The 16,439-nt window shown below is 41.9% G+C and carries 17 protein-coding genes and 1 tRNA gene; 5 read left to right on the forward strand and 13 right to left on the reverse strand.

Features of this window, described 5'->3' with window-relative positions; translation table 11 throughout:
- Positions 1 to 303: 303 nt before the first annotated feature.
- The 3 genes from ACO1QW_RS17445 (at position 304) to ACO1QW_RS17455 (ending at position 2,844) form a co-directional block, all read left to right on the forward strand.
- Positions 304 to 678 (forward strand): hypothetical protein, encoded by a 375-nt coding sequence (locus tag ACO1QW_RS17445; protein ID WP_486260668.1) that lies wholly within the window; start codon positions 304 to 306, stop codon positions 676 to 678.
- A 350-nt stretch (positions 679 to 1,028) separates the two neighbouring features.
- Positions 1,029 to 1,724 (forward strand): hypothetical protein, encoded by a 696-nt coding sequence (locus ACO1QW_RS17450; protein WP_486260669.1) that lies wholly within the window; start codon positions 1,029 to 1,031, stop codon positions 1,722 to 1,724.
- 229 nt (positions 1,725 to 1,953) lie between these two features.
- Positions 1,954 to 2,844, forward strand: coding sequence for a dioxygenase family protein (locus ACO1QW_RS17455; protein WP_486260670.1), 891 nt, complete (start codon positions 1,954 to 1,956; stop codon positions 2,842 to 2,844).
- 180 nt (positions 2,845 to 3,024) lie between these two features.
- Here the strand turns inward: ACO1QW_RS17455 and ACO1QW_RS17460 are convergent, their stop codons facing one another.
- The 7 genes from ACO1QW_RS17460 to gap all read right to left on the reverse strand — a co-directional run bounded on the left by ACO1QW_RS17460 (position 3,025) and on the right by gap (position 8,645).
- Positions 3,025 to 3,237 (reverse strand): CsbD family protein, encoded by a 213-nt coding sequence (locus tag ACO1QW_RS17460; RefSeq protein ID WP_486260671.1) that lies wholly within the window; start codon positions 3,235 to 3,237, stop codon positions 3,025 to 3,027.
- A 99-nt stretch (positions 3,238 to 3,336) separates the two neighbouring features.
- Positions 3,337 to 4,194 carry a TPM domain-containing protein gene (locus ACO1QW_RS17465; protein WP_486260672.1) on the reverse strand — a complete coding sequence of 286 codons (858 nt, stop codon included), beginning with the start codon at positions 4,192 to 4,194 and terminating at the stop codon, positions 3,337 to 3,339.
- A 71-nt stretch (positions 4,195 to 4,265) separates the two neighbouring features.
- Positions 4,266 to 4,727: a TPM domain-containing protein gene (locus ACO1QW_RS17470; RefSeq protein WP_486260673.1), complete on the reverse strand. Its 462-nt coding sequence runs from the start codon at positions 4,725 to 4,727 to the stop codon at positions 4,266 to 4,268.
- Positions 4,728 to 4,736: 9 nt separating this feature from the next.
- On the reverse strand, positions 4,737 to 5,327 hold the full coding sequence (locus tag ACO1QW_RS17475) for a LemA family protein (protein ID WP_486260674.1): 591 nt from the start codon (positions 5,325 to 5,327) through the stop codon (positions 4,737 to 4,739).
- Between the two features lie 209 nt (positions 5,328 to 5,536).
- Positions 5,537 to 6,739, reverse strand: a complete 1,203-nt coding sequence (locus ACO1QW_RS17480; RefSeq protein ID WP_486260675.1) for a phosphoglycerate kinase — start codon at positions 6,737 to 6,739, stop codon at positions 5,537 to 5,539.
- A gap of 72 nt (positions 6,740 to 6,811) precedes the next feature.
- Positions 6,812 to 7,627, reverse strand: a complete 816-nt coding sequence (locus ACO1QW_RS17485) for a hypothetical protein (RefSeq protein WP_486260676.1) — start codon at positions 7,625 to 7,627, stop codon at positions 6,812 to 6,814.
- 7 nt (positions 7,628 to 7,634) lie between these two features.
- The gene (gene gap / locus ACO1QW_RS17490; protein WP_486260677.1) at positions 7,635 to 8,645 is read right to left on the reverse strand and encodes a type I glyceraldehyde-3-phosphate dehydrogenase; all 1,011 of its coding nucleotides are present in this window, start codon (positions 8,643 to 8,645) and stop codon (positions 7,635 to 7,637) included.
- Positions 8,646 to 8,873: 228 nt separating this feature from the next.
- On the opposite strand from gap, the gene ACO1QW_RS17495 reads away from it, so the two are divergent.
- Positions 8,874 to 8,945 (forward strand) — tRNA-Glu (locus ACO1QW_RS17495).
- A gap of 793 nt (positions 8,946 to 9,738) precedes the next feature.
- Here ACO1QW_RS17495 and ACO1QW_RS17500 read toward each other — a convergent pair.
- From ACO1QW_RS17500 to ACO1QW_RS17510, 3 genes are all read right to left on the reverse strand, one after another.
- On the reverse strand, positions 9,739 to 11,136 hold the full coding sequence (locus tag ACO1QW_RS17500) for an MBL fold metallo-hydrolase RNA specificity domain-containing protein (RefSeq protein ID WP_486260678.1): 1,398 nt from the start codon (positions 11,134 to 11,136) through the stop codon (positions 9,739 to 9,741).
- A 73-nt stretch (positions 11,137 to 11,209) separates the two neighbouring features.
- Entirely contained in the window at positions 11,210 to 11,707 is a 498-nt protein-coding gene (locus ACO1QW_RS17505) for a DUF4442 domain-containing protein (protein ID WP_486260679.1), read from the reverse strand.
- Between the two features lie 37 nt (positions 11,708 to 11,744).
- Entirely contained in the window at positions 11,745 to 13,382 is a 1,638-nt protein-coding gene (locus ACO1QW_RS17510; protein ID WP_486260680.1) for a C1 family peptidase, read from the reverse strand.
- A gap of 96 nt (positions 13,383 to 13,478) precedes the next feature.
- Between ACO1QW_RS17510 and ACO1QW_RS17515 the strand changes: the two genes are divergently transcribed.
- A complete protein-coding gene (locus ACO1QW_RS17515) occupies positions 13,479 to 14,012 on the forward strand; it encodes a hypothetical protein (protein ID WP_486260681.1) in 534 nt (177 codons plus the stop codon).
- Positions 14,013 to 14,062: 50 nt separating this feature from the next.
- Here ACO1QW_RS17515 and ACO1QW_RS17520 read toward each other — a convergent pair whose 3' ends face one another.
- From ACO1QW_RS17520 to deoC, 3 genes are all read right to left on the reverse strand, one after another.
- Positions 14,063 to 15,244: a M20 metallopeptidase family protein gene (locus ACO1QW_RS17520; RefSeq protein WP_486260682.1), complete on the reverse strand. Its 1,182-nt coding sequence runs from the start codon at positions 15,242 to 15,244 to the stop codon at positions 14,063 to 14,065.
- A gap of 75 nt (positions 15,245 to 15,319) precedes the next feature.
- Positions 15,320 to 15,766, reverse strand: a complete 447-nt coding sequence (locus tag ACO1QW_RS17525; RefSeq protein WP_486260683.1) for an SPOR domain-containing protein — start codon at positions 15,764 to 15,766, stop codon at positions 15,320 to 15,322.
- A 1-nt stretch (position 15,767) separates the two neighbouring features.
- Entirely contained in the window at positions 15,768 to 16,427 is a 660-nt protein-coding gene (gene deoC, locus ACO1QW_RS17530; protein ID WP_486260684.1) for a deoxyribose-phosphate aldolase, read from the reverse strand.
- Positions 16,428 to 16,439: the final 12 nt, after the last annotated feature.

Consider the following 16,439-nt stretch of genomic DNA (forward strand, 5'->3'; position numbering starts at 1 on the left):
ACTTCTTTTCTTGATGATCCATCTTCTACTTCTTGAACAGCCTGACGGATGACTTTCTTTGAAAACTGAACTCTTGCTGAAGTGTTGTTTTTAACTGACATACTATACTTCTTTGTGTATAGTTATTTTAGGACGGGACACTCCCAACAAAGTTCTCACAGATTACACTGAGAGTACGGATGATGATTCATGTTGTTCATCTTTTGCTTCACGCAGAGGCGCAAAGTTTAATTCACTGTGGGTTAGAAGTGGCATAAACGCTCAAAAACGGCATAAAGTGACAAAAACGGCCGGTCTGTTTTTATGCAGTATTTCTTTTTCTATTTTGTGGGCATGGCAAAGCAAGCGGGAATATTGAAGATAAGGGGGACGATCCAGGGAATTTGTTTTTACTGTCTTGACGGGGAGTTTTATGCAAGAGCAAAAAGCTCCCTTTCGGGAGGACGTGTAAAAACAGATCCTGCGTTTTCTGAAACGATGTGGTATTCGAGGCGTATGAGTGAGGCTTCAAAGATTGCGTCTGCTATTTATAAGCAGGTGGTGCCGCTGCATGAACGAAGCAGGGACAGATTCAGGGAGGTGGTGAGAATGGTGATGAGAGAGTTGGGAAAACAAGATGCAACGCTTTGCCTGCATTCATTTGAACCACGAAGATGCGAAGTGCAGAGAAGCAAATAAGAAGAATGTTGCTCACAGATTGCAGAGAAAACACAGACAAGACGAATCAGAAAATACCAAGCCTGTTTTTTATTGCCGGTAATGCTGAGTTGTGTAGTTGTTGTACTTTTTGCAGTAAGCGTTCGAGGTGACTAAACCCTGCTACAACAGTCAGTTTTGCGGCAGCGGGAGCAACACAAAGCGTCGGTCATCGCCTGTAATGCTGTTTAGCATTTGTGCCGGGTGACACTTAACTATTAAGCTTTTGAATAAAATTTTATCTTTAGTAACACCGTTCAGCACTTGTCGCCCGGGCTACGTAAAACAATTGCCCCGCCAACCGCAAAGCTGTGAACGTTAGTGGCCACCTTATGGGACGCATCCTTCACATATTAATCATTTGCCTTTGCTGGACTCTTTCCTACGGACAAGACGCTAATCATATAAAAGCAATCCAGCGAAAAGCTGACAGTTTAGTTTCATCTTTTTGGGGACAGGAAAACTTTGACAAATACATTCACCTTGACAAAAAAAGAAGTGAGTATCTGGTGTTTGGCAAAATGTGGGAGAAAAAGTGTCGCTTCAATTCAAAGTTGACTTTTCATCCAAATACATATTCCTACGAGTACAAAGTGATTCACCCCTTATTTCGTGGTGACACAGCAACTGTTGAATTTTATTTAGACAGTTTGGGAAAGCTGATGATTGGATTCCATCCTAGTGGTTTTTTTCAAGGTGGTTACCTTGACACATTAAATTCATTGACAAAAGAACAAGCAATTCAAAAAGCAAAAGAACTAGGGCTTGACAAGGGACAAGGCCAATGGACTGTTTCATTATCGTGGCATGAAACAGACCCAATGACACTTGAATTAAAAGAAAACTCAACACTTAAGGAATATATTCAAGGACATTTTACATGGGATGTAAAATCAACACTTGACAAAAGTTATCGTGACGGGTGTTTATTTTACAATAAACGAGTTTATTCCGTTGATATTTTTACTGGACAACTTATAGTAGAAAGTGATGGTGGTGAAATGGAAACAGTGCAAGGCGGCCACTAACATTCAGTTTTGCGTCAGCGGGGGCGACGCAAAGCGTCGGTCATCACCAGTAATTCTATTTAGCTTTTGTACCGACTGACACTTATCTATTTAGCTTTTGAATAAAATTTTATCTTTAGTACCACCGTTCAGCACTCGTCGCCCGGGACGACGTAAAAGAATTGCCCCGCCGAACGCAAAGCTGTGGCCGTTAGCTGCAAGCCAAGAGTAAGCAACCAAAACAACAATTATGCAACGCAGGACCTTTATCAAAAACTCTACTCTGACCGTAGTTAGCATTAGCGCTTTCGGAGCGTTACACTGGAATGGGAAAAACTATGAAGGCGACACAGCAACAACCACCGATATACTTGGGCCATTTTACAGGCCTGGTGCGCCACTGAGAACCAATCTTCGGCTCGCAGGTTCAAAGGGGACACCGCTCGTGTTAAAGGGCAAAGTTTTCAGAGAAGATGGAAAGGCACCCATTAACGACGCACTTGTAGAAATCTGGCATTGCGATGAAAGGGAGACGTATGATAACAGCTCCGACGAATACCATTACCGTGGTGGACAAAGAACAAAAAGGGACGGAAGCTATCAGTTCAAATCTATTCTTCCAGTTCCTTATAAAGCTGTGCCCGGTAACGAAACCACCTGGAGACCTGCGCATATACACATGAGAGTGTCGGTACCCGATCAACAAGATTTAATCACGCATATCTATTTTAAAGGGGGTAAGTACGTTGATACTGACAGGTGGGCTTCTGCCCCGGAAGCTGTCAACAGGATCCTTGCCGTGAATAAAAATAATGCGGGCGAGAATGAAATTGTTTTTAACGTGGTGATGAGCAAGGAAATTCCGCTTGACAAAAAAGTGTACGACAAAATCACGGGGCTGTATGATATTGGCGAGAACAACGTTATTGAATTTAGTAAAAGCGATGATTTGCTACTAATGAAACAAAATGGACAGTTTTGGGCCAGTTTGAAATACATGGGCAAGAATACATTTGAAGGAGGTATAGGCTATCCGAAAGCAACATTTGAATGGCAAAAAGATGGAACCGTAAAAGTGGAGGTCATAGTGGATATACCAACAATAAAAACTTACAAGGGAATTAAATACCTGAAGTACTAAAAACAAGCAGTTGCTATCAAAAACAGATTGTCTGCACACAACATGAGCTTCATGCAACAGAGGCAGAAGTGCATGTTCTCAACAAAGAAGAATAACTATTTTACGCCCGGAAGAAATCTTAACCAGCAGAACCTGAATATCCCTGCTGCATATAGCTGCGTTCCGTTGTAGCGATATCATTTATCCTGCTAAGCCATCAGTAAAAGCAACGCTTTCGATCCAGCCTTTTACCTGTTCGGTTGTTCTTCCCATTTTTTTAGCCAGGCGTTTCAACAGCTCATCTTCGTTTCCTTGTTCAAACGCAAGGTCGGCTTCTGTTAAGTGAGGTTCTGCTTCAAGCAGTTTTTCCTTTACCTCTTCCCAGGGAAGGCTGATGTTAAATTGTGTATTCATAACTTACTACACTCAATTTTTACGCCAGATAACGGGCATAAAAAAGCCGCCTTCACGGGCGGCTCTATAACTTAAGTAATTGACAACTTTTACTTTCATTTACCAATCGCCACCTGCGCCACCGCCACCAAAGCTACCACCACCAAAACCTCCACCGCCACCGCTGCTACCTCCACCGCCCCAGCCACCACCACCACCGGGGAACCAGATAGGCGGCACATTATTATTCCAACGCCGGTAACCCCTGCGACTCATCATGCCACCACCGCCTCTCTTATTAATGTTGGAAATAATAATCATTATTACAATGAAAATAATGGCGGCTACCGGAATACTGCCACCACCGTCGCTTTTATTCCTGTTATTGTAGCCAGCAGGCGCTTTGTACTCACCTGCTGCAGCACGCATAAGGTCGCTGGTACCTTCATCAAGCCCCCGATAAATATCATTGGCTTTAAAGTTGGGGATGATGTCGGCTTCAATAATTTTTTTTGTGGTAATATCAGGAATAGCACCTTCAAGACCATAACCTGTAGCGATCCATACTTTTCGTTTACCACGCTCTTTATCTTCCAGCACAACAATGATCAATCCATTGTTGAATTCCTTACCCCCTACGCCCCACTTACGACCAAGGGCAACTGCAAAATCGCCGATGTCGTAATCGCCAATATCGCCAATGGTTACAATGACGATTTGATTAGAAGTGCTGTCGTCGTAAGCTACCAGCTTGCGCTCAAGAGCATCTTCCTGTTCGGGTGTAAGTTTATCGAGGTAGTCGTTCACCAACCGTGGAGGATTGGGTACAGCGGGTATATACTTTTCAATTCCCTGTGCATGCGTAATAACGCCCAGCACAAGGAATAAAAAAGAAAGTATGGTTGATTGAATAACTTTCATGCGTTCATTATAATCGTTTTTTGGTCGCATGCATTCGCCAAATAATACCTGGCTCAAGTCATGTGTTCATTGTTTTCGTTTTTTGGCCACAAGGCATTCGCCTGAAAAGACAAGGCTCATGTCATGTTCTATCGTCCAAAAACAATATCATCGGGTAATTCGTTCCTGTCTTCGTTTTCGTAAGGGAAATGTGTAACCAGTGCATCGCCTATATCGGTAATGATCTTTACAATTCCTTCGGCATAATTCTGTTTGCCAAATGAAGAAAGCATCTGCCTCACTTCATTGTTCCAGAAATCGGTTCCTACTTTTTCATGAATGCCTTTATCGCCAAACACTGCCAGCTGATGATCTTTCATGGCAATGTAAAGCAGCACGCCGTTACGGTCTTCCGTTTTTTCCATTTTCAATCCAAAGAAAACTTCTACGGCACGATCAACAGGATCAACATAACTGCAACGGCTTTCAATGAACACACGTATTTCCCCAGATGTACGCTTTTCGGAAGCACGGATTGAATTAACAATTGCTTCATGTTCTTCAGGCGTAAACCAGTCAGTATGTTTTGTTAGGAAGGAAAAAATACCCATGAGTTATAATCAGAATTTTACTTCAGGTGCTTTTTCGCTGCCAGGATCTGCTGCAAAACCTTCTTTTGGTTTAAAGCCAAACATACCCGCCAATATATTCATTGGAAATGAACGCACCTGCGTGTTATAGTCTTTTACCGCACTATTGAAATCGTTGCGGGCAACTTTGATCCTGTTTTCCGTTCCTTCCAATTGTGTTTGCAGGTTGCGGAAACCTTCATTGGCTTTGAGGTTAGGATAATTCTCTACCACTGCCAATAAACGGCTTAATGCACTACTCACACCACTTTGTGCCTGCTGAAATTCAGCCAGCTTTTCAGGAGTAATATTTGAAGGATCAACTTTTACGCTGGTAGCTTTTGCACGGGCTTCAATAACGTTGATCAGCGTTTGCTGTTCGAAATTAGCTTCACCTTTTACTGTGTTTACAAGATTTGGAATAAGATCGGCACGACGTTGATAATCACTCTGAACGTTATTCCACTTTTCTTTTACAACTTCATCCTGCTTTACCAGTCCGTTATAACCGCTGCAACCTCTAAAAAGAATAAAGGCTAAAAGAACAGCTACAACAATCGTAATAATGCGTCCGGGTTTCATGTTTGTTTATTTTTTATTTAATGATGAGTGTGATGATATCTGTGATTGTTACAACCAGCAGGTAAAACTTCAAGTTAAAAGTAAGGCTTTGCAATACACTTTAAATTTAAACGAAACATTTTACTTGCCAAGATGATTTTTAATTAACACAAAGGGTGCCGAGCTTTAAAAGCTGACACCCTGACGTTGTTTAAACCTATGTATTTGGGTTATTCTTTTATTGCTGCAATTCCGGGCAATGTTTTCCCCTCAAAAAATTCGAGCATGGCGCCACCGCCGGTTGAGATATAGCTCACCTTACCGGCATAACCGAAATCATTTACTGCCGCCACACTATCGCCACCACCCACTAAAGAGAAAGCACCGTTACCTGTAGCATCGGCCACGGCTTGTGCAATGGTTTTTGTTCCGTGTTGAAACTTTTCCATTTCAAACACACCCATCGGGCCATTCCATAAAATGGTTTTAGAATGAAGTAATACGTTTCTGAACTGTTCGCAGGCATGAGTTGCAATATCCAAACCCATCCATCCATCAGGGATATGATTACTTGGCGCTGTTGATGTATTGGCATCGGCTGCAAACTTATCAGCAATCACTGAATCGCTTGGCAAATGAATGCAAACTCCCTTTGCGGCAGCTTTTTCCATGATAGCTTTTGCTGTATCCAAACGATCTTCTTCACACAGGGAATTGCCGATAGTGCCACCCATTGCTTTCATGAACGTGTAAGCCATACCACCACCGATGATAATATCGGTTGCCCGTTCCAGTAAGTTTTCGATGATTAGAATTTTATCGCTCACTTTAGCGCCACCAATAATAGCGGTAAAAGGTTTTTCGGCCTGTAATAATACTTTCTCTGCAGCCGCCACCTCACCTTCCATCAGCAGACCAAACATTCTTTTTTCTGCAGGGAAAAACTGTGCAATCACTGCTGTTGAAGCATGTGCACGGTGAGCAGTTCCAAAGGCATCGTTTACATATACATCGCCGAGTTTGCTGAGCTTTTCTGCAAATGCTGTATCACCTTTTTCTTCTTCTTTATAAAAACGAAGATTCTCAAGAAGTAATACTTCACCCGGCTTCATCATACTTGCTGTGAGATAAGCCTGTTCGCCAATGCAATCATTTGCAAACAATACAGGAGTATTGCCACCAAGTAATTCTGCCAGATGTGGAATGAGATGTTTGAGTGATGATTTTTCTTCGGGCCCATCTTTGGGACGGCCGAGATGACTCATGAGAATGACGCTGCCGCCATCGTTCAATATTTTTTTGATGGTAGGGATGGCTGCCGTCATCCTTGTATCATCAGTAATTGCTTGTGTTTGTTTATCGAGTGGCACATTGAAATCAACACGGATCAATGCTTTTTGATTGCTGAAATTATGATCTGAAAATTTGCTCATAACCTTAAGATTTAGTTCAATAGTTTATGTGTGAAGTTACAGGCTGCCGAAGAAAAATAATCTGGGTGTTGATTATTTTTGAACAGCGCCCAATAGTTGTTCAAGACAATGGATATTGCGGGTTACATCATCCTCACCTTCAATTTTTACTTTCATCAACGGACCGCTGATAAGTTGATAGCCCTTTACTGCATCTTCTTTGCTGTAAAAGCAGGTGTACCAATCGGCCAGTTCATCTTCATAAGCCATGCTTACTTTGTTGCTGTAAAATTTAATGGGCTGTGGATACCATGTACCGCCCGGGTTTTCCAGGTCGTTATCTTTTGCATGCTGATAAAACGCCAATAGAAATTGCAGGTAGGCAACAACACGTTGTTTTATCTGCGTATCATTCTCCTGTTGTGCAGGTCGGTTGCGCCAGGAATGCATTTCCTTTTTAAACGGATCCTGATTAGATGAGTTGGTGATGGAAAATACTTCTACCAATTCATCCGGATTGGCTTTATCAACAGGAAAGGAACTGTAAAAACCAAATTGGGCTTTCGATTTTGGTTTTGATTGATCGATAAGGTATCGCTCTTTCACCGTTGTATCACCTGATCCAGGACTAAGCACTACTATTTTTTTACCTGCATCGAAAGCCCATTTACCTTGCTCAAACAAAAGGTCGGCACAAAGTGTATAGCTGCCATCGGCGTAAAAACGAAGAGCATACAATCCAAGCTTATTGCCGGCATCGGCATTATCATCTTTGTCTTGCTGCACATACCATTCGCAATTCTTGGGATCGGGGGGCAACATCTTTGACGTATCGGGGCCGCTGCTACAGGCAAAGAATAAAAAAGGGATACTCCAAATGAAATATCCCTTTAACAGTTTTGTTTTCACAAAAATCTTACTTGATAAGTTTAGCAAAATAGTGAAGTGTGCGAACCAACTGGCTTACATAACTCATTTCGTTATCGTACCAGCTAACCACACGCACTAATTGTGTATCGCCTACGCTTTGAACTCTTGTTTGCGTTGCATCAAACAACGAACCGTAGCTGATACCAATAATATCGCTGCTTACAATTTCATCTTCTGTGTAACCGAAGCTTTCGTTTGAAGCTGCTTTCATTGCTGCATTCACTTCTTCAACAGTTACTTTTTTGCTTAACAAAGCAGTTACTTCAGTTAAAGAACCGGTAAGGGTTGGTACACGTTGTGCACTACCATCAAGTTTACCTTTTAAGCTTGGTAACACCAGGCCAATTGCTTTTGCAGCACCTGTGCTGTTTGGAACAATATTTTGAGCTGCTGCACGTGCACGGCGCAGATCACCTTTTGGATGAGGAGCATCCTGTGTGTTCTGATCGTTAGTATAAGCATGTACAGTTGTCATCAAACCATTCACAATACCGTATTTCTCTTCAAGCACTTGTGCCATTGGAGCCAAACAGTTTGTTGTACAGCTTGCGCAGCTGATCACTGTTTCGCTACCGTCGAGAATATTATGATTTACATTAAATACAATTGTTTTAAGATCACCTGTTGCAGGTGCGCTGATCACTACTTTCTTTGCACCGGCAGCGATATGGCCTTCAGCTTTTGCTTTATCAGCAAAGAAACCAGTACACTCAAGTACAACGTCTACATTATGTGATCCCCATGGAATTTGTGCAGGATCTTTCTGAGCATAGATCTTAATCTCGTCGCCATTAACGATAATTGAATTCTCGGTACTTTTTACTTCCGCATCGAAGCGGCCCTGTGCAGTATCGTATTTTAATAAGTGACCTAATACCTTTGGAGAAGTAAGATCATTGATCGCCACTACATCAATTCCTTCCATTTTATAGATCTGGCGATAAACCAGCCTGCCGATACGTCCGAAACCATTAATCGCAACTTTTACTGTGCTCATGAGAAATATAGTTTAGTAGTTAAAAATGCGGTGCGAAGGTAATGAGTTTACAAATTATAGCCTGTTAGTTTTCAAACATAATGTGTTGTGACAGATATCATCGGCAGTTTCAAAACTTTGTTATAGGTGCGCCTTTTTAATGCTGCGAAAAAAAGAGTAAGAAATATAAGAAATTTGTTTGGGAGGTAATATGCTCAATCTTATCTTTGCACTCCCAAAAATAAACCCGCCGCGTTGGTCAAGGGGTTAAGACGCCTCCCTTTCACGGAGGAATCACGGGTTCGAATCCCGTACGTGGTACAAAGCCTCCAGTTCCTGGAGGTTTTTTTATTTATATGCTTACCGAACCCAGGTCAATAACCCTGAACTGCTGCGTAAATGCGCCGACTCAAAGGATAGCAACGGTCAAAAAATCAGAAATCCACTCCAATCCAGCGCAACTTCAGCATTCTTTTGATTTATTTTTGAAGCTGCCCTCTCATATGGAGGGTTGATTCTCAACGCATTTTTAATGTAAAAAATACGGTTTCGTTATTTTACGATAACCGTATCGTTAATTTACTATTGCGCATGTGAAAAACTCGGTGCAACTTTGTTCCAGCAAGAAGCAAAACAGTAACTCTCGACAAGCATTTACCCGATACTTTCTTCCTGCATAACCCTATAAAACAAACAAGATGTCGTATCCAACAGCAAAAAAGAGTCTCCTTTCTTTCATCGTTTTTCATTTCTTTCCCCGGTTTGACAACGCCCAGGTATTGCCCGTTCCAGTGGTAAACTTAAGGGCTGATGCAATTGATCGCCGTTTTAAGAAATCTTAATATAGTAGTTGTAGTGAAAGTTTAATTGTTGCTTGACTTATCCGGTTGCTAACCTCTTTCATTACCCAACACTAACAAGATAATTGATTGTCTCTTGGTTTTAACATTTGATGACAGACCCAACTCCCGTTGTATTGATACAGGAAAAATGCGCCTCAGAAGCTAACCTATTGTTGTTGCTAACCAGCCCTGTTGAAGTGAAGTTTAAGCTTACCCAAAACCTGCATTTATTTTTCCTGAAATTGCCCTCTGGTAAAACAGAGGGCTTTTATTTATACACCAGTTTCAAAATGTAATTCGGGCACTGAAACATCAGTAAATCCTTTTCGCATCAATCTTTGTTGAAAGGCTTGCTGCACCTCAAATTCTCCGTGCACGATGAATACTTTTTCTACTTGTTTCGGATCCTGGCAAGCCAGCCACTGACTCATATCTTCGTAATCGCCATGGGCACTCATACTTCTTATCTGGCCAATTTCTGCATGCACTTCCTTTTCTACGCCAAATATTTTCACTTCTCTTCTACCGTCTAATAATTTGCCGCCTAAAGAGCGAGGCTCGCAATAGCCAGTAAGCAAAATTGTATTGCGGCTGTTTTCTATTGTGTTGTTGATATGATGTTTCACCCTTCCTGCATCGGCCATTCCACTGGCACTAATAATTACATAGGGCCCACTCTTGAAGTTCAATAATTTCGATTCCTCCACTGTTTTAATAAATGTCAATCCTTTAAAACTAAACGGATCATTATCCGTTTGCAGAACTTTCTGTATGCGTTTGTTGAAATACTCCGGATAACTCTTCACAATATGTGTAGCATCCATGCTTAACGGGCTGTCTACAAAATATTCGAGATCGGGTAAGCGTCGTTCGAGTTCCAACTGGTTCAAATCGTATAACAACTCTTGCGTGCGCCCAACACTAAACGCAGGCACAATCAGTTTACCTTTCTTCTGTAAGCAAGCTTTTTCAATCCAAGCCAATAACTGATCAGGAGTAGAAATAGCATTATCATGTAAACTGTTACCATAAGTTGATTCCATGATAATGATATCGGCCTGGGGAAATTCCTGCGGCGATTTTAAAATCACATCACGGTAGCGGCCTATGTCACCCGAAAAAGTAATGCATTTTGTTTTACCATTCTCAGTAACTCTTAAATGAACACATGCACTGCCGATGATGTGGCCTGCATCTGTAAACATCGCTTCAATACCATCACCCACCTGGAACCACTTATTATACTCCTGTTGTACAAACCGATCAATTGCATTCTTTGCATCTTCAATAGTGTATAGCGGCATCAGGTAAGGCAGGTTCATTGCAGCCCTGCGTTTGTTTTCATACTTCACTTCATCTTCCTGTATCTCCGCACTATCTTCCAACAACACTCTTGTAAGACTTGCAGTTGCATCGATACAATGAATTTTACCACGGTAACCGTCTTTACACAGTTTTGGTATCAACCCGCTGTGATCAATATGTGCATGGCTCAGGATCATGTAATCAATTTCAGCAGGAACAAACCCCCACTCCCTGTTCATGGCATCGGTATCTTTTCCCATGCCCTGGAACATGCCACAATCAAGTAATAATCTTTTGCCATTAACTGTAAGAATATGTTTGCTGCCTGTAACACAACGTGCAGCTCCGTGAAATGCAAGCTTCATAATCCTGGTTTGAAAATTTGATGATTTGAAAATTTGTAAATGAATAAACATCGCAAACTTTCAACTTATGATTCTACGTTTTTGCTTTGAATGACCATGTAATATAAAACTCGGCCACAACTTCTCCAGCTTTATTACGACCAACCGATTTGGCTTTAATACTTCTTGCTTCACCGGTTGCAATAGCATCATCAACCACATGCTCTATCGGTTTTCCATCTTCGCAAACAAAACTGGTTACATCAACAGCTTTCTTAAAAAAATTTCCTTCTACACTTACCACTAACATGGAGACAGCTGGTTTTCTTCCGGATATCTGCATTAATCCCAATACACCCGTTGTCATTTCTGCAGCCATGGCGAGACATGCAAAGTAAGTTGATCGGAAAGGATTTTGTGAAAACCACTTGTACGGCACCGTTACCACACATTGGTTTTCCGAAATTGATTGAATACGCACCCCACTAAAAAAAGCAGCGGGCAGTTTCATTAAAAGAAACAATCTTCCTTTAATGGGATGGGTAACCTGTTTGATGAAGTGGGTTGCAGATTCTTTCATATACTTTGGCATTGAGCCATCCTCTAAAGTTGGGATGGCTCAACGAAAATTACTTTGTGATTTCAACAATGCACGCAACCACATTATTCGCATCGCCTGTTACATCGAAACGCATTGTGCCATTACCTGTTGCTGAGTAACGCACATTCCTGATGAGTGATGAACTTAATGCACTATTAAGCCTGCTGGCAAAATCGGAAGAAGGATTGCTGCTGATTTGCTGGTTCAACTGGTGCCAATCCAGTTCTTTTTTACTCACTACTACCGCAATTACATCACGACCACCGCCTGCTCCAATGCTATCGGGGGTCATGCTTTTATCTTTTGGAAACAAACGCACACCCGTAATGCCACAGAAAGGCGAATACTTTGTCTTAGTGGGATCATCCGTACGTGGGTAAGGAAACAACGTATAGCTTGTGCCATCGGTTTCTTTACCGAAGACATATACATAACATTCCGTAGTATTTTTTAATTCCATTTTGAATTTATCACCAGGTCGAACAGGTGCTGTTGTTTCAAACTTGTTTCCGCCAATGGAACGTAATGGAATATAATTTCCGGCCACTGTTTTTTTCCCATCATATTGCACACTCACCAATCCCACTTCGCAAGCAAACTGCTGCACATTTGTATTAGAAGCATGCATTGGGTTTACACCATATGCTTCACGTACATAGGTTTGAAAATCGCCATAACGTACCCAGGCAAAACCATTGTTGCCCCATTCCTGCCCCCAACTGTTCATCAGCAAAAATGCACCGCCATGTTTTTTGTCATCATAGCCAACCACACACATGGCATGGCCGCCAAATCCCATCATACTTCTGTCGCCTGAAGCAGGTATCCACACATCCTGCCCCATCATTGGTTGCATAAAACTTTGTCCCACCATCATACCAATAACCACCGGTGCACCTTGTGACAGATTTTCTCTAATTGCCCGAATATCTACTGCATCATTACGATCGCCTAAACTCAAGCGATTGAAGCCACGCATACGATACTGTGCAGCTTCCTGCTGTAAATTATTATCGGGTTGACGTTGACAATCCTGGTCGGTATAAGGAAACTGGTCGTAAGGAACATCGCCACGCTTGGTCATAAATTCCATTGCACGAATGATGTAAGAACCCTGGCAGCCATCTAACCCAATTTGGTTATACATGAACGAGGGAGAAAACGCAACTTCATTAGGCTGTTTGCCCGTGCGTGACGACTCTAAAATAGTATGTGCTGCAAAAGCACTGCTCCATGCAACACAACTTCCCTGCGATCCCTGGTTTTGCGGCGTTGGACAAAAACGTTGCAGGTTGGCCGCTTCAGGCAATGGATTTTTTGTATCGTCATCGGCAAGCGATTCGTAGATTTCTGCTTTTTCAAACTGCTTAGGATCTAAAAAGCCACCTGTAGAAAGACCAGCAACATCGCTTAAACTGGACATATTGCAACCTCCACGACCCAGCAGAAAATAGGCAGCTCCTGCGAGTACCAACAGAATGAGAATACCTTTACCTCCACCACGGCCGCCACCGCCACCACGACCAAATAAACTTAATAATAAAGGAAGGAGACCAAGCAGTCCACCGCCTCCGCCTCTTCCTCCACCACCGGGAAAACCTCCACCACCATCGTTACCTCTATTGTCGAATTGATCTTGCGGATCATCTGTCATACGTATTGGCATAACTAAAGTGTTTTTATGTTGACTAAATGTAATGTAATTTTTGAAGAGTGGAAATGCTTGCAACGTTTGCCGAAGTATCTTTCAAAAAAATATATTGTGAAGAAATTCCTCCCCATTTTATTGCTTCTCTGTTTCATGAACAGCGCAATTGCACAAATGAAAACTGATTCGGTGATAGCGGCGCCAAAAGACGTAGAAACAGTTGATGCAATTATTGCATCGCTGTATAATGTCATCAGCGGACCTGCAGGTGAAGCAAGAAACTGGAATCGCATGCGTAGTTTGTTTTTACCCGAAGGAAAATTAGTTGCAACAGCTGTGCGCCCCACCGGCGAAGTAGTGAAGCGTGTACTAACTGTTGAAGATTATATTACACAAAGCGGACCAGTGTTAGAGAAGAATGGTTTTTTTGAAAAAGAAATTAACCGCAAGCAGGAAGTGTACGGCCATATTGCGCATTGCTTTAGTACTTATGAAGCAAGAAAACTGACAACCGACGCCGAACCCTTTATGCGTGGCATCAACAGCATTCAATTATATAACGATGGAAAGCGTTGGTGGATATTGACGGTGTTCTGGCAAACAGAGAATAAAGATTTATTGATACCGAAGGAATATTTGAAGCAGTAAATATATTTCACGTAAAGTGTGCATTGAAGAAAAGGCGCAAAGGAAAACAACTACGGCTTAACACTACTTCCCAACCACGCCATCATTGCCATACCGGCCTCAATTGCATTTTCATCTATATTGAATGTTGGAGTATGCACACCACTTGTAATTCCTTTTTCTTTGTTCATCACACCAAGACGAAAGAAACAGCCCGGTATCACCTGCGAGTAATAACCAAAATCCTCTGCTCCCATCCGCAACTCAGTTTCTTCAACATGTGCAGAACCTAAAAAGTCTGCAGCTTTTTCTTTGGCTTTTTCATTGAGTACCTCGTTATTATAAACTGTGGGGTAACCAACATCAATATGAATATCTAATTCTCCACCCATACTTTCAACCAGCAGTTTTGCATTGCGGCGAATCAATTCATGCGCTTCAAAACGCCATGCTTCATCCATTGCACGAAAAGTTCCCATAATCTTTACTTCGTTGGGAATAACATTCGTAGTTGTACCTGCATTAAATGCAGTGATGGATAACACCGATGGATTATGCGGATTACGATTACGACTGATGATCTGTTGCAAACTCACTACCAAATGCGATGCAATTAAAATAGGATCAACAGATAAATGCGGCGAAGCAGCATGACCTCCTTTACCCTTCACCGTTAGATATAACTCATCGGCACTTGCCATTACTTTACCGGCACGAAAACTTAATTGCCCTAACTGCAAACCCGGGTGCACATGCAACCCAAATATGCATTGTGGCTTCGGATTTTCCAGTACACCTTCTTTGATCATGATACTGGCTCCGCCGGGATTTTTTTCTTCACCTGGTTGAAAGATGAGCTTTACCGTTCCTTCCCATTCAGCTTTTAATTCATTGAGAATTTTTGCAGCGCCCAATAGGCAGGTTGTATGTACATCATGACCGCATGCATGCATTACACCATCTACTTTGGATTTGTAGGGAATATTATTTTCTTCGAGAATGGGCAAAGCATCCATATCAGCACGTAATGCAATTACTTTCGAAGAAGGGTTTTTTCCTTGAATCAAACCAACAACGCCGGTTTCAGCCATTACAGTAAACGGAATACCAAACTCAGTAAGTTTCGATTGCACATACTTTGATGTTTCAAATTCTTTGTAGCTGAGTTCGGGATTTGCATGCAGGTGATGACGTACAGCAATAAAGTCTTCCTTATATTTTTTTGCGAGGGCTTGTATCTGGGCTTTTAACATGATGCGCAAAAGTACAAAAACCTGCAAAGCTGCAGGTCTTATATTCGTTAAAGATCATTTGTGCTGATCATGCTATCACTTAATATTTTCTTCTTTATCAGGCGGTGCTTTGTATTCAATTTCGCTTGGAATTACGAACACGCCAGTGGGAAACATGCGGCCCAGTTCTTTTTTAAGTTCATCGGCTTCGCCTTTTTCTACAAAATTGCCTATGCGTATTTTAAAATAAGGAGCGGTGTACATGAGGTATGTTTTCTGCTCAGGATAAAGCGTCAGCAATTTTGATTTGGTGGCCAGAGCCTGGTTACGGTCGGTGGTATTGAGTACCTGTATTCGATAACCCCTGCTTGGCTTTTTTGAATCGGCAGATTTTTTATTGATCTCTGCTTTTTTCTTTACCAGCAAATCAAAGCGACTGTCTTTCACAACAAATACATTAGTTCCCACGGTGTCAACAACGGTTTGGGCATTGCTCATGAAAGCAAAACCTGCAACTAAACAAAACAGGAAGATCTTTTTCATACTAGTAGTTCAAACTTTCTTTTACAATGGCTACGCTGGAACTGCAACCTAATCTATCTGCTCCCGCTTCTATCAACTGTTTGGCAAAAGCGTAATTGCGGATACCACCCGATGCTTTGATTTTGATGTTAGACGGTAAATGCTTCCTCATTAGTTGCACCGCTTCAATAGTTGCACCTTTTTCGGCATAACCAGTTGAAGTTTTTACAAAATCTGCGCCAAGTTCGGAATAGATTTCGCAACAACGAATGATCTCATCATCTGTCAGTACGCCGCTTTCGATGATGATCTTAATGTGCTTTTCTTTTTTATGCGCCATGGGGATGATGGTCTCGCCTTCATGCTTTACAAAATTCCAGTCGCCGTTTTTAATTGCGGAAATATTTGCTACCAGGTCAATTTCATCTACTCCATCCACGATCGACAATAATGTTTCAGTAACCTTTGCTTCAATGGCTGAATAACCAAAAGGGAAACCGATAACTGTGGCCGTTTTTACATTGGAACCACCAACTAAGCCCTTTGCAAACCTTGTAAACGGAGGAGGTACACAAACTGCTGCGAAATTGTACACGGTTGCTTCGGTGCAAAGTTGTTCGATATCACTGATGAGAGTTGTTGGCTTAAGAATGGTATGATCGATATAAGAAGCAATGTTCATGCGGCAAATGTA

It is taken from the genome of Lacibacter sp. (assembly GCF_057361365.1).

Bases quoted from the DNA above. Each gene is read 5' to 3' on its own strand.
- ACO1QW_RS17445 (WP_486260668.1), top strand. From the start codon at position 304: ATGCAGTATTTCTTTTTCTATTTTGTGGGCATGGCAAAGCAAGCGGGA.
- ACO1QW_RS17450 (WP_486260669.1), top strand. From the start codon at position 1,029: ATGGGACGCATCCTTCACATATTAATCATTTGCCTTTGCTGGACTCTT.
- ACO1QW_RS17455 (WP_486260670.1), top strand. From the start codon at position 1,954: ATGCAACGCAGGACCTTTATCAAAAACTCTACTCTGACCGTAGTTAGC.
- ACO1QW_RS17460 (WP_486260671.1), bottom strand. From the start codon at position 3,237: ATGAATACACAATTTAACATCAGCCTTCCCTGGGAAGAGGTAAAGGAA.
- ACO1QW_RS17470 (WP_486260673.1), bottom strand. From the start codon at position 4,727: ATGGGTATTTTTTCCTTCCTAACAAAACATACTGACTGGTTTACGCCT.
- ACO1QW_RS17475 (WP_486260674.1), bottom strand. From the start codon at position 5,327: ATGAAACCCGGACGCATTATTACGATTGTTGTAGCTGTTCTTTTAGCC.
- ACO1QW_RS17480 (WP_486260675.1), bottom strand. From the start codon at position 6,739: ATGAGCAAATTTTCAGATCATAATTTCAGCAATCAAAAAGCATTGATC.
- gap (WP_486260677.1), bottom strand. From the start codon at position 8,645: ATGAGCACAGTAAAAGTTGCGATTAATGGTTTCGGACGTATCGGCAGG.
- ACO1QW_RS17500 (WP_486260678.1), bottom strand. From the start codon at position 11,136: ATGAAGCTTGCATTTCACGGAGCTGCACGTTGTGTTACAGGCAGCAAA.
- ACO1QW_RS17505 (WP_486260679.1), bottom strand. From the start codon at position 11,707: ATGCCAAAGTATATGAAAGAATCTGCAACCCACTTCATCAAACAGGTT.
- ACO1QW_RS17510 (WP_486260680.1), bottom strand. From the start codon at position 13,382: ATGCCAATACGTATGACAGATGATCCGCAAGATCAATTCGACAATAGA.
- ACO1QW_RS17520 (WP_486260682.1), bottom strand. From the start codon at position 15,244: ATGTTAAAAGCCCAGATACAAGCCCTCGCAAAAAAATATAAGGAAGAC.
- ACO1QW_RS17525 (WP_486260683.1), bottom strand. From the start codon at position 15,766: ATGAAAAAGATCTTCCTGTTTTGTTTAGTTGCAGGTTTTGCTTTCATG.
- deoC (WP_486260684.1), bottom strand. From the start codon at position 16,427: ATGAACATTGCTTCTTATATCGATCATACCATTCTTAAGCCAACAACT.